10 protein-coding genes, 1 tRNA gene and 1 pseudogene are annotated in these 12,150 nt (G+C 68.6%); 6 read left to right on the top strand and 6 right to left on the bottom strand.

What is annotated here, in order from left to right; genetic code table 11:
• The first annotated feature begins 5 nt into the window (after positions 1–5).
• Complete coding sequence (locus tag AB5I40_RS29370) at positions 6–1,010, top strand: ArsA-related P-loop ATPase (RefSeq protein WP_370933472.1); 1,005 nt, start codon at positions 6–8, stop codon at positions 1,008–1,010.
• Entirely contained in the window at positions 1,010–2,128 is a 1,119-nt protein-coding gene (locus AB5I40_RS29365; protein WP_370933470.1) for an ArsA family ATPase, read from the top strand. Before AB5I40_RS29370 ends, AB5I40_RS29365 begins: the two co-directional genes overlap by 1 nt.
• Before the next feature lie 38 nt (positions 2,129–2,166).
• On the opposite strand, the gene AB5I40_RS29360 is transcribed toward AB5I40_RS29365, so the two are convergent.
• Positions 2,167–2,460 (bottom strand): WhiB family transcriptional regulator, encoded by a 294-nt coding sequence (locus tag AB5I40_RS29360; protein WP_116205781.1) that lies wholly within the window; start codon positions 2,458–2,460, stop codon positions 2,167–2,169.
• Between the two features lie 337 nt (positions 2,461–2,797).
• Between AB5I40_RS29360 and AB5I40_RS29355 the strand changes: the two genes are divergently transcribed.
• On the top strand, positions 2,798–4,948 hold the full coding sequence (locus tag AB5I40_RS29355; protein ID WP_370933468.1) for a transglycosylase domain-containing protein: 2,151 nt from the start codon (positions 2,798–2,800) through the stop codon (positions 4,946–4,948).
• Between the two features lie 57 nt (positions 4,949–5,005).
• Here AB5I40_RS29355 and AB5I40_RS29350 read toward each other — a convergent pair whose 3' ends face one another.
• Positions 5,006–5,257 (bottom strand): hypothetical protein, encoded by a 252-nt coding sequence (locus AB5I40_RS29350; RefSeq protein WP_370933467.1) that lies wholly within the window; start codon positions 5,255–5,257, stop codon positions 5,006–5,008.
• 203 nt (positions 5,258–5,460) lie between these two features.
• Between AB5I40_RS29350 and AB5I40_RS29345 the strand changes: the two are divergent.
• Positions 5,461–6,394 (top strand): annotated as a pseudogene (locus AB5I40_RS29345) (metallophosphoesterase).
• Between the two features lie 29 nt (positions 6,395–6,423).
• A tRNA-Pro gene (locus tag AB5I40_RS29340) sits at positions 6,424–6,497 on the top strand.
• 371 nt (positions 6,498–6,868) lie between these two features.
• Here AB5I40_RS29340 and AB5I40_RS29335 read toward each other — a convergent pair.
• Entirely contained in the window at positions 6,869–7,612 is a 744-nt protein-coding gene (locus AB5I40_RS29335) for a methyltransferase domain-containing protein (protein ID WP_370933465.1), read from the bottom strand.
• Between the two features lie 39 nt (positions 7,613–7,651).
• On the opposite strand from AB5I40_RS29335, the gene AB5I40_RS29330 reads away from it, so the two are divergent.
• On the top strand, positions 7,652–9,499 hold the full coding sequence (locus tag AB5I40_RS29330; RefSeq protein WP_370933464.1) for a prolyl oligopeptidase family serine peptidase: 1,848 nt from the start codon (positions 7,652–7,654) through the stop codon (positions 9,497–9,499).
• A gap of 37 nt (positions 9,500–9,536) precedes the next feature.
• Here AB5I40_RS29330 and AB5I40_RS29325 read toward each other — a convergent pair whose 3' ends face one another.
• The 3 genes from AB5I40_RS29325 to AB5I40_RS29315 form a co-directional block, all read right to left on the bottom strand.
• The gene (locus AB5I40_RS29325) at positions 9,537–10,163 is read right to left on the bottom strand and encodes a TIGR03085 family metal-binding protein (RefSeq protein WP_370933462.1); all 627 of its coding nucleotides are present in this window, start codon (positions 10,161–10,163) and stop codon (positions 9,537–9,539) included.
• A gap of 21 nt (positions 10,164–10,184) precedes the next feature.
• Positions 10,185–11,576 carry a glutamate decarboxylase gene (locus tag AB5I40_RS29320; protein WP_370933460.1) on the bottom strand — a complete coding sequence of 464 codons (1,392 nt, stop codon included), beginning with the start codon at positions 11,574–11,576 and terminating at the stop codon, positions 10,185–10,187.
• A 95-nt stretch (positions 11,577–11,671) separates the two neighbouring features.
• Positions 11,672–12,148: a Dps family protein gene (locus AB5I40_RS29315; RefSeq protein WP_370933458.1), complete on the bottom strand. Its 477-nt coding sequence runs from the start codon at positions 12,146–12,148 to the stop codon at positions 11,672–11,674.
• Between the last annotated feature and the right edge of the window lie 2 nt (positions 12,149–12,150).

Genomic DNA, 12,150 nt, shown 5'->3' with positions numbered 1-12,150 from the left:
AGGATGTGACCACACCCTCCGCCGGCTGGACCGACGAGCTCGCCAGGGCCCGGCTGCATTTCGTCACCGGCAAGGGCGGAACCGGCAAGACCACGCTCGCCGCGGCGCTGGGTCTCGCACTCGCCTCGCGCGGGCGCCGGGTGCTCTTGATCGAGGTCGAGGGCCGCCAGGGCATCGCACAGCTTTTCGACACCGAACCGCTGCCGTACGCGGAACAGCGGATCGCGTCGGTCCCCGGCGGCGGCGAACTGCGCGCGCTGCACATCGACGTCGAAGCGGCGCTGCTCGAATACTTCGAGATGTTCTACAACCTCGGTTTCGCCGGGCGGACGCTGCGCCGGATGGGGGCGATCGAATTCGCCACCACGCTCGCGCCGGGCCTTCGCGACGTCCTGCTGACCGGGAAGATCAAGGAATGCGTCGGCCGCACGGAATCCGACGGCCGCCACACCTATGACGCGGTCGTCGTCGACGCGCCGCCGACCGGACGCGTGGTGAAGTTCCTCGACGTCACCAAGGCGCTCACCGACCTCGCCAAGACCGGCCCGATCCGCGGCCAGGCCGACGGCGTCGTCCGGCTGCTGCACTCCGGCGAGACCGCCGTGCACCTCACCACGCTGCTGGAGGAGATGCCGGTGCGCGAGACCGTCGAGGCGGTCGCCGAACTCGACGGCGCTGACCTGCGGCCGGGCGCGGTGCTGGTGAACCGGGTCCGCCCGCCGCGGCTGCCCGCGCGCTCGGTGACCGCGGCCGCCGACGGCCGGGTGGACGCCGACCGGGTGCGCTCCGGCCTCGCCTCCGCCGGGCTGAACCTGCCGGAGGCGACGCTCGACGCGCTCGTGGAGGAAACCGTGGAGCACGCCGTCCGCGTCGCCGCCGAGCAACGAGCCCGGGAACAGCTCACCGAGGCTGATCTGCCGACGCTGGAGCTGCCGGATCTCACCGACGGCGTGGACGTCGCCGCGCTCTACGAACTCGCCGAAACGCTGCAGGAACAGGGGGTGCGCTGATGCCCGCCGACACGGTGCTCGACGTGGACGCCCTCCTCGACGACCCGGCCAGCCGCGTGATCGTGTGCTGCGGTTCCGGCGGCGTCGGCAAGACCACCACCGCCGCGGCGCTCGCGCTGCGGGCCGCCGAACGCGGCAGGCAGACCGTGGTGCTGACGATCGACCCGGCGCGCAGGCTCGCGCAGGCGCTCGGGCTGCGCGAACTGGGCAATCACCCGAAGCAGGTGCAGGTCGAGGGCTTCGAGCCCAAGGGCGAACTGTGGGCGATGATGCTCGACATGCGTCGCACGTTCGACGACATGGTGCGGGTGCACGCGGGCCCGGAGCGGGCCGAGCAGCTGCTGCAGAACCCCTTCTACCAGACCATTTCCACGTCGTTCTCCGGCACGCAGGAGTACATGGCGATGGAGAAGCTGGGCCAGCTCGCGGCGACCGACGAATGGGATCTGATCATCGTCGACACGCCGCCGAGCCGGTCCGCGCTCGACTTCCTCGACGCGCCGACCCGGCTGTCCACCGCGCTCGACGGCCGGATGATCCGGCTGCTCACCGGCCCGGCGAAGGCGGGCGGCTGGGGTCTGCGCAAGGTGGTCAGCGCCGGGTTCTCGATGTTCGCGAAGGCCGTGTCGACGATCATCGGCGGCCAGCTGCTGGCCGACGCGTCGGCGTTCATGCAGGCCTTCGACAGCATGTTCGGCGGATTCCGCGAACGCGCGCGCAAGACCGCTGAGCTGCTGCGGTCGTCGGGCACGTCGTTCCTCGTGGTGGCCGCGCCGGAGCCGGACGCGCTGCGCGAGGCGTCCTACTTCGTCGAGCGGCTGGCCGGAGAGTCGATGCCGCTGGCCGGTCTGGTCGCCAACCGCACGCACCCGGTGCTCGCGCCGCTGTCCGCGACCGAAGCGCTGACCGCCGCCGAGTCGGTGCAGAACGCGCCGCTCGCCGAGGCCGTGCTGCGGCTGCACGCCGACCGCGTGGCGCTGGCCGAACGGGAAAACCGCCTGCTGGCGCGCTTCACCCGCGCGCATCCGGAAGTGCCGCTGACCCGGGTGCCCGCGCTCGCCGGTGACGTGCACGACCTCGAGGGCCTGCGCGACATCGGAGCAAAGCTGACGTCGTGAGCGGCTGCGCCTGAGCACAGCCGCTCACGAGCAGGTTTTCAGCCCGCCGCGGCGGCCAGCGCGTCCCGCTTGGCCGCTTCGAGCAGGTCAGTCCAGCTGGTCACGTCCGGGCGACGGCGCAGCAGGGCGCGCCGCTCCCGTTCCGTCATCCCGCCCCAGACCCCGAAATTGATCCGGCCGTCGAGCGCCTCGGAGAGGCATTCGGTGCGGACCGGGCACCCCATGCACACGGCTTTCGCCCTGTTCTGTTCGGCGCCTCGCACGAACAACCCGTCGGGATCAGCGTCCCGGCACGAGGCATCGACCCGCCAGCCAACCTGATTGGTTTGCATACCCCCAGCTCCCTCATCTGGTGTATGGCACCAGCGAAGGCGAAGCTCCCGCTCCCACCCCCGCGAGCGTTTCCCACTGCGCCGCACGTCGGTGACGGCACCTCCCCGGTGCCGCTGCCGCTGTCCGGACCAGCCAGGCTCCCACCCGGGCTGCTCCGTCTGTCGGCATCTACGTGAGACGTTGACGGACTGTAGGGTCCCTCGGTTCCCTCCGTCGAGACCTAGCATGCATTCCGTTACCTGAGGTCACGTCACGGGGTCCCGTTATTGATCGCTCGCGGGGGCGCGCGGGCGTGAGGTCACGAAGGCGACACGAGGCTTCAGTACCCTGGCTTTCGTGCGCAAAACGGATGGTCTTTTCAAGCTCATCGGCCTGTGCCTGCTGGCAGGGGTGCTGGTCGCCGGGATCATGTTCCCGGTGGTAGGCGCCGCGGGGGTCGTGTCCAACCAGGCGAGCGAGACGGTCGACAAGACGTCTTCCGACCTCGCCGACATCCCGCCGCCGCTGGTGACGACCATCACCGACTCCGGCGGCAAGCCGATCGCGACGCTGTACAAGCAGTACCGGATCCCGGTCCGGCCGGACCAGATCAACCCGGCGCTGAAGTGGGCGCTGCTCTCGGCCGAGGACAAGGCGTTCTACGAGCACCACGGGGTGAACTGGGGCCGGACGCTGCGCGCCGCCGTCTCCAACACCGCGGGCGGGGACACGCAGGGCGCCTCGACGATCACGCAGCAGTACGTGAAGAACTACCTGATCAACGTCGTCTACCGGGGCGACAAGAACGGCCAGGCCAAGGCGCAGGAGCAGTCGCTCTCGCGCAAGCTCAAGGAAGCCCGGATCGCGATCAACCTCGAGACCAAGCTCTCGAAGGACCAGATCCTCGCCGGCTACCTCAACATCGTCGAGTTCTCCCGGCAGATCTACGGGGTCGGAGCGGCCGCGCACGCCTACTTCAACACCACGCCGGAGAACCTGACCGTGCCGCAGGCCGCGCTGCTCGCGGGCATCGTGAACAACCCGATCGTCCTCGACCCGTGGAATCATCCGGACAAAGCGACGAAACGGCGCAACCTGGTGCTCGACCGGATGGTCAGCAACCAGAAGCTGGCGAAGGCGGACGCGGACAAGTTCAAGGCGGAACCGCTCGGCGTGGTGCCGGACACCCCGCAGAAGCCCGCGTCGAACTGCACCGGGGCCGGTACCGAGAACGGCTTCTTCTGCCAGTACGTCCAGGACTATCTGATCAAGGCCGGGATGTCGGAGGACCAGCTCTACACCGGCGGGTACACGATCAAGACCACGCTGGACGAGAAGGCCAACCACGAGGCGAAGGTCTCGGCCGAGCAACAGGTGAGCAAAACCCAGAAGAACGTCGCGAACACGCTTTCGCTGATCCGGCCGGGCAAGGACCGGCACGAAGTGGTGGCGCTCGCGGCGAACCGCGACTACGGCATCGACGCGGATCAAGGGCAGACGACGTACGCGCTCCCGTCCGGCGTGTTCAACACCGGCGGCGCGGGGTCGAGCTACAAGATCTTCACCACCGCGGCGGTGCTGAACCAGCACATCGCCGGGATCTACAGCAACATCCCGATCGGCAACAGCTACGTCTCGCACGTCTTCACCGGCAGCCAGCCGCACTGTCCGGCGACCGGCGCACCGAACACTCGCTGGTATTGCGTGGGCAACGCCGGCAACGGCTATCCCGATTCGGGTTCGCTGCAGCAAGCACTGGCGACCTCGCCGAACACCGCGTTCGTGGCGCTGGAGGACAAGCTCGGCAGCACCGGGCCCGCCATCGACATGGCGACGAAGCTGGGCATGCGCGAGACGATGGCGAGCAACCCCGGCGGCGGCAAGGTCGACCCGAAGTCGACCGACACGGGCAAGAACCAGTCCCAGGCCCAGGCTTACGGGCCCAAGGGCAATTACCCGGGCACGGGTGCGTTCACGCTGGGCTTCAGCCCGACGAGCGGCCTGGAAATGGCGAACGTCGCGGCGACCATCCTGAGCGGCGGCAAATGGTGCCCGCCGACCCCGCTGGCGTCGGTGACCGACCGCGACGGAAAGCCGGTGCCGATCAAGGAAGCGGCGTGCGAGCAGGTCGTGCCGGAAGGCCTCGCGAACACCATGGCGGTCGGCATGAGCAAGGACGACCAGCCCGGCGGCACGTCCGCCAAGGCCGCTGAAGCAGTCGGCTGGAACCGGCCGCTCGTCGGCAAGACGGGAACGACCCAGAACAACGGTTCGGCGACCTTCGTGGCCGGCACGCCGCAGATGGCCGGTGCGGCCATGGTTTTCCGTCCGGAAGGCGGCAGCGGCGGTCTTTGCTACAACGGCGTCGGCGACGTGTCGACGTGCGGCACCGGCAACATGTTCGGCGGCAAGACGCCCGCGCAGACGTGGTTCGGCGCGATGACGAACATCATGAAGGACCAGCCGGTCGTTCCGTTGCCACCGGAGGATCCGGCTTATACCAACTGAATCCGGTGAAAACGGGGCGGGAGACGCGATCTCCCGCCCCGTTTCGCTTGTCCGGGCTCAGCCTTTGAGCGCGATCCGGAAAAGCCGCACGATCGCGATCAGAAAGCCGGGTCCCAGCGTGATCAGCCACACCTGCGGCGCCCAGTGGCTGGGGATGCCGCGGTCCCAGTACTCGTAGGCGGGCCACCCCAGCGAAAACAGCACAACCGCGGTCAGCGCCCAGGGTTCTGTTCGCCGGCGCCACGGGAACGCCGCCAGCACCACCAGCAAAATGAGCACCGCCAGCAAAAAGAGAAACGTGATCGCCATCGCGAGGCTCCGCATCTCCGTCGGACTGGTCCAATCCAATTCGATCCAACGACGCCAGGAGCCGGATGTCGAGAGAGCACCGCTGAGACCTTCGCCCTACGCCATCCGGCACCGGCCACGGCGGACGACCCGATCGAACACGTATCCTCGACCTTGTGAGCACGCTCGGTAACGCCAGTCCGCCCGGGGGCACCGCGAAGCGGTTGGCCGCAGGGACCATCGCCCTCGGGGCCGCCACCCTCGGTTACGCCGTCGGCATCGAACGCCGCCGCTTCACCCTGCGGACCGCGGAACTGCCCGTACTCGCGCCCGGCACGCCGCCGTTCACCATCCTGCACGTCTCCGACCTGCACATGCTTCCCGGCCACCAGGCCAAACAACGCTGGGTCGCCGCGCTCGACGAACTCGACCCGGACCTCGTCGTCAACACCGGCGACAACCTCTCCCACCGCACGGCGGTCCCGTCCGTACTCCGCGCGCTCGGCCCGCTGCTGGACCGGCCAGGGGTGTTCGTGTTCGGCAGCAACGACTACTACGCGCCCAAACCCAAAAACCCCGCGCGCTACCTCATGCCCCGCGGCAAAAAGAAGCGCATCCACGGCACCCAGCTGCCCTGGCGCGACCTCCGCGCGGCCTTCGTCGAACACGGCTGGATCGACCTCACGCACGTCCGCCGCACTGTCGACGTCGGCGGCCGCGCCGTCTTCGCCGCCGGAGTCGACGACCCGCACCTGCACCGCGACCGCTACTCCGACATCGCCGGACCCGCCGACACCACCGCGGTCGTCCGCCTCGGCGTCACCCACTCCCCGGAACCGCGCGTTCTGGACACCTTCGCCACCGACGGTTACGACCTCGTCCTCGCCGGCCACACCCACGGCGGCCAGCTCCGCATCCCCGGCTACGGCGCGATCATCACCAACTGCGAACTCGACCGCAGCCGCGCCCGCGGCGCCTCCCGCTGGGGAGCCCGCATGTGGCTCCACGTCTCCGCCGGACTCGGCACCTCCCCCTATGCCCCCGCCCGCTTCGCCTGCCCGCCGGAAGCGAGCCTGTTGACGCTGGTCCCGCGCGGATCCGGGGCCGCCGACCCCCCGCAAACCAGCCCCGCGTAAAGCCGCGAAACCCGTCCGCTAGACTTACTCCCGACCCGCTAAGCAGTACCTCGGGGTGTGGCGCAGCTTGGTAGCGTGCCTCGTTCGGGTCGAGGAGGTCGTGGGTTCAAATCCCGCCACCCCGACGTATGAAGGCCGGGCAGTCACGAGATCGCGACTGCCCGGCCTTCACGTTTCCCCGGTTCCACTGCTCCGCGTGCCGATCGCGTTCGCGATGCGCATGGGGACAGGCAGCCGCGATCTTGATCCAGGTGGTTCCGCGCCCTCGCTGCGAAATCGGAAAGCAATGGCCTTTCAGGGACCGCGGCTATTCTGCCGCGATGGTTTCCCGCGGCAAGGGCATCCGGACGGCGAGAACGGTAATCCTGGTTCTCGGGCTGGCCTTCTCGCGTTAAGCCGCGGCGGTCAAGGCTGGGTCAATCCGGACGCGGCGTTCACCACGTTCGCGGCGGGTGCGGGTCTTTTTCCGGCCACGCCCGGTAATGCCGCCCGCGGACTAGCAGGTAGCGGTCAGCTCTTGCCAGCACTGCTGGAAGTCTCCGACAGCGGCGGTTCTCGCCCAGGACCAAGCGGACCGAGCCGCGGAGGTCACCTGGTCGCGATCGTTCGCCCCGGCTTCCGACAAGGCGACGGCCAGCCGGGATTCCATGTAGGCGGCCAGTGACCGGTAAGACAGCTCTTCACGGAAGCGAGCGCGCTCGACGATGTCGGTGAATCCGGCGTCGGCGACGTGGGCGGCGATAGCGCGACCCGCGAAAGGGTCGCCGCCCGCGCGGCGGCGCACCAGGTAATAACCGCGCAGTGCGGCGTCCACGTTTGCTGTTCTGGGACGGATTTTCGCCCGGCTCCAGTCCGGCGCGGCCAACGCCAGCCTGCCGCCGGGGCGCAGGATGCGGCGGATTTCGGTCAGCGCCGCGCGCGGGTCGGACAGATGCTCGAAGAGAGAATGAGAGAACACCACGTCGATCGATGAAGCGGCAAAGGGAAGTGCGTAGACCGCTCCGGCCACGTAGTCCGTTGTGGACGGCGAAGCGGGTGCCGTTGGGCAGACGCTGACGCAGATCACCCGCACGTCCGGGGCCAGGGAGCTGAGGATCGAGCTTTGGCCGCAGCCAAGGTCCAGGACTCGGGAGCCTGGAGTGAAGAGTGATCGGGCGAACGCGGCGCGGTCACTCGCTGTGCGCGTGTTCATCATCGACAGCGCGTCTTGGGCACAGCCCGGCGCGTAACCCTCCAGCACCCCGCACAGAGTACGGGTGGAAGGTGGCAGGATCGAGGGGTGAGCACGCAGTCAGGCAACCAAAATCCGCCCGCGGTGGTCCCGGACCGCCTGTTCGACGACGCCGAAGCCGAAAAGCGCTGGCTGGCGCGGTTCCACGCGCCGCGCATCTCGGTGCCCGAATGGGCTCGCGACGCACCCGATGCCAACGTGTACGTCTCCAACGCCAGTGGCGTTTGGGAGGTTTACGCGTGGGACCGGGCCACCGACAGTCACCGGCGCGTCACCAGCCGGCCCAACGGCACCCTGCACGCGACGCCCGCGCCCGACGGAGCGGCCATCTGGTGGTTCGACGACACCGACGGCGACGAGTTCGGATCGTGGCGCAGCCAGCCCTTCGACGGCGACAGTTCCGCGGCCGTCAAAGCATTGCCCGATATTCACGACGGCTATCCCGCCGGTCTGGAGATCGGCCGGCGAGTGATCGCGGCCGGCGTTTCGACCGACGACGGCAGCGAACTGTTCGCGAAAATCGACGGCGTGACCGAGCGTTTCTACCAGCACTCGGATGACGCCGGGATCGCGTCGATGTCGCGTGACGAAAGCCTGCTCGCTATTTCCCATTCCGAGCACGGGGATTCGCGGCATCCGGCGTTGCGGGTGCTGTCCACCGACGGGTTCGCCACCGTCGCGGAGAAATGGGACGGCGAAGGAAAAGGCTTGCAGGCGCTGGAGTTCTCGCCGCTGCCGGGCGACCAGCGCGTGCTGGTCCTGCACGAACGCCGCGGTCGCGAAGAGCTGCTGGTGTGGGATGTGCAGGCGGACACCGAAACCGAACTGCTGATTGATTTGCCCGGCGAGGTCGTCGCGGATTGGTATCCGGACGCGCGCGCGTTGCTGGTCGTGCACTTCCACGAGGCGCGCAGTTCGTTGTACCGCTACGACCTCGACACCGGCGAACTGTCCGCTGTGGACACTCCGGCCGGCCGGATCGGCGGCGCGGGCGTGCGCCCGGACGGAACCATCGAGTACTCGTGGTCCAGCGCCGCGGAGCCCGCCGCGGTCCGTGCCCGCGCGGCCGACGGCACCGATTCCGTCCTGCTGACGCCGCCCGGCGAACGCGCACCGGGTTCGTCGCCGGTCACCGACGCGTTCGTCGAGGGTGTCGGCGGCCGGATCCACGCGCTGGTTTCCCGGCCGGCAGACGCTCCCGACGGCCCGCTGCCGACGGTGTTCTCCCTGCACGGCGGCCCGCACGCGGCCGACGAGGACCGGTTCTCCGCCTACCGCGCGACCTGGCTGGACGCCGGATTCGCCGTGGTCGAGGTCAACTACCGCGGCTCCACCGGGTACGGCTCGGCATGGCGCGACGCCATCGAAGGCCGCCCGGGACTGACCGAACTGGAAGACGTCGCGGCGGTGCACGACTGGGCTGTCGAAAGTGGACTGTCCGATAAGGACAAGTGCGTCGTGAACGGCGCTTCGTGGGGCGGATACTTGACCCTGCTGGCAATGGGCACCCAGCCGACCCGATGGGCCGCCGGCGTCGCGGGCGTTCCGGTGGCCGATTATGTCGCCGCTTACGAGGACGAGATGGAACAGCTCCGCTCGTTCGACCGTGCCCTGTTCGGCGGCGCCCCGGACGACGTGCCCGCGGTGTACCGCGAATGCTCGCCGCTGACGTACGTGGACGCGGTCGCCGCCCCGGTGCTGATCCTGGCCGGGGACAACGACCCGCGCTGCCCGATCAGGCAGATCGAGAACTACCTGGACCGCCTCGCCAAGCGCGACGCGCCGCATGAGTTCTACCGGTATGACGCTGGGCACGGGTCGTTGGTGATCGCTGAGACGATTAAGCAGACTTCGATTGAGGTTTACTTCGCCTTGCGGGCGTTGGGAATGCGCTGATGGGTTGGGCCGTCCAGGTTCTCCTGGACGGCCCGGCTCACAGCCCGCGCTTAGCGCCCTTCAACCGCTCCACAGCAGCATCGTCACCCTCGTAAGACACCTGCACCGCGTCCCTCCCGAAGACGAACAGCAGCAGTTCCACCGGCTCGCCCACCACCGTGACCACCGGCGCGCCCGACTTCACCGAAGCCGACTGACCATCCGGAGTCCGCAGCACCACCCCGACCGGCGACTTGCGCAGGTTCAGCTTCGCCGTCCGCGTAGCCAGCCGCCAGGCCGCACCGTCCCGCGAAGGGTCAGCCGGGCGCGGGGACCAATCCGGCTGCGCGCGGCGGACATCCTCGTGGTGCACCAAAAACTCGGCGCTGTTCGTCGCCTCGTCCACCGGGCCGATGGACGTCGGCCAGAAGCGGGACGGGCCTCGGCGGACCTGGCTGACCAGGTCGTCCCACGGGCGCGCCGCGACGCCGTCTTGCACCTTCTGCGTGTGACCGGCGAGGGCGGGCACCACGATTCCGGGCATCGCGTCCGGCCGATGCTCTCGCACGACCAGATGCGCGGCCAGATCCCGCGTCTGCCAGCCCTCGCACAGGGTCGGGGCGTCCGGGCCGAGCTGCTCGAAGAGGTCGCTCAGCGCTTGGCGTTCATCCTTGGCAAGGCCCATGCCAGCCAGGTTACTCGCCAGTTAGTGGTGGAAGCCGGTCGATGTGGCGGGATCGTGCTGCGGGGACGGCTGGCGGTTCAGTTCCGGCAGCACGCGCTTCAGGTCGGCGAGCAGCAGGTCGGCCAGGTCGTGCGTGAAGCCGTTGCGGACGACGACCCTCAACACAGCCAGGTCGGTGCGGTTGTCCGGGAATGTGTACGCGGGCACGAGCCAGCCGCGTTCGCGGAGGCGGCGGGAAACGTCGAAGACATCAAACGCAGTGATGTCCGAGCGCGTGGTGAAGGCGAACACTGGCAACTGGTCGCCGCGGGTGAGGAGCTCGAAGGGTTCCAGCTTGGCGATCTCATCGGCCAGATACGTCGCCACGTCACGCGAAGCTTGTTGCACCGCACGGAAACCTTCGCGACCCAGCCGGACGAAGGTGTAGTACTGCGCGGCGACTTCCGAGCCAGGGCGCGAAAAATTGAGTGCGAAGGTCGGCATGTCGCCGCCCAGGTAGTTGACGTTGAACACTAGTTCCTCAGGCAGCGCGGCTTTGTCCCGCCACACCACCCAGCCGACGCCGGGGTACACGAGGCCGTATTTGTGCCCGGAGGTGTTGATCGACGCGACGCGCGGCAGCCGGAAATCCCATTCCAGGTCCTCGTCGAGGAACGGGGCGATCATCGCGCCGGACGCGCCGTCGACGTGCACGGGAATGTCCCAGCCGGTCCGCTCCTGCAGCGCGTCGAGAGCGGCCGCGACCTCGGCGACCGGCTCGTAGCTGCCGTCGAAGGTCGAGCCGAGGATCGCGACGACGCCGATGGTGTTCTCGTCGCAGAGTTTCACCGCTTCTTCGGCGGACAGGTGGTACCGGTCGCCCTCCATCGGCACCAGGCGCGGCTCGACTTCCCAGTACTCGCAGAACTTTTCCCAGCACACCTGGACGTTGATGCCCATCACCAGGTTCGGCTTTCCGGTCCGGCCCAGCTTCGACCAGCGCCGCTTCAACGCCATTCCGGCGAGCATGCAGGCCTCGGACGACCCGGTCGTCGAACAGCCCATGATGTCGGTGGGATCGGGCGCGTGCCACAGATCGGCGAGGATGTTGACGCAGCGGCGCTCGAGTTCGGCGGTCTGCGGGTACTCGTCCTTGTCGATCATGTTCTTGTCGACACACTCGGCCATCAGCTCGCGCGCCTGCGGTTCCATCCACGTCGTGACGAACGTGGCGAGGTTGAGCCGCGCGTTGCCGTCGAGCATCAGCTCGTCGCGCACCAGCTGCAGCGCGGTGTCCGGCGGCAGCGAATCGTCCCGCAGCCGGTCGCGCGGCATCGTGAAGTCCGCGGCGAGCGCCGGATTGCTCCCGGCGTACAACGGATTCGTGCCCGTCTTCCGGTCTGCCCGATCTTGTTTCCCCTGATGCAGCACCATGGCAGCGAACCTACTGCGGGGCGCCGGTGCCGACCACCGGATGCGGAAAAGCCGCCCGCGGCGAAGGCGGACGGCTTTTCTTCAGACGGAGCGGGTCAGGCTTGCTGCGCCTGCCACATCCAGTGCGCCTCTTCCAGCGCGCGAGTGATCTCGATGAGCAGATCCTGCGTCACGAGGTCGCTCTTGTCGGTCTCGTCGATGCGCTTGCGGAGCCGTTCGATCAGCGTCGCGAGCGTGTCGACGATCGCGGAGATGGTCGAGCCGACGGACTGCCAGTTGTCCGGGTACTCCGGAGCCCCGGAGGTCGCCACGACGGTTTTCGCCTTGCCGTTGGGCGAAACCCCGATCGCGGCGGCGCGCTCGGCCACCTCGTCGACGTACTGCCGCGCGGTCGACACCAGCTCGTCGAGCTGCAGGTGCGCGCTGCGGAAGTTCTGGCCCACCACGTTCCAGTGCGCCTGCTTCGCGATGAGCGAGAGGTCGATCAGATCGGTCAGCGTCGCCTGCAGCGCGTTGCCGGTGATCTCCTTGTCCGCGTCGGAAAGCGGGCTCTTGATGGGGGAAGTGGTCATCT

Origin of the sequence: Amycolatopsis sp. cg13, assembly GCF_041346965.1 — a bacterium.
Lineage (GTDB): Bacteria > Actinomycetota > Actinomycetes > Mycobacteriales > Pseudonocardiaceae > Amycolatopsis.
Note: the sequence above shows the minus strand (reverse complement) of the source record. Positions and strands in the feature narration are given on the sequence as shown.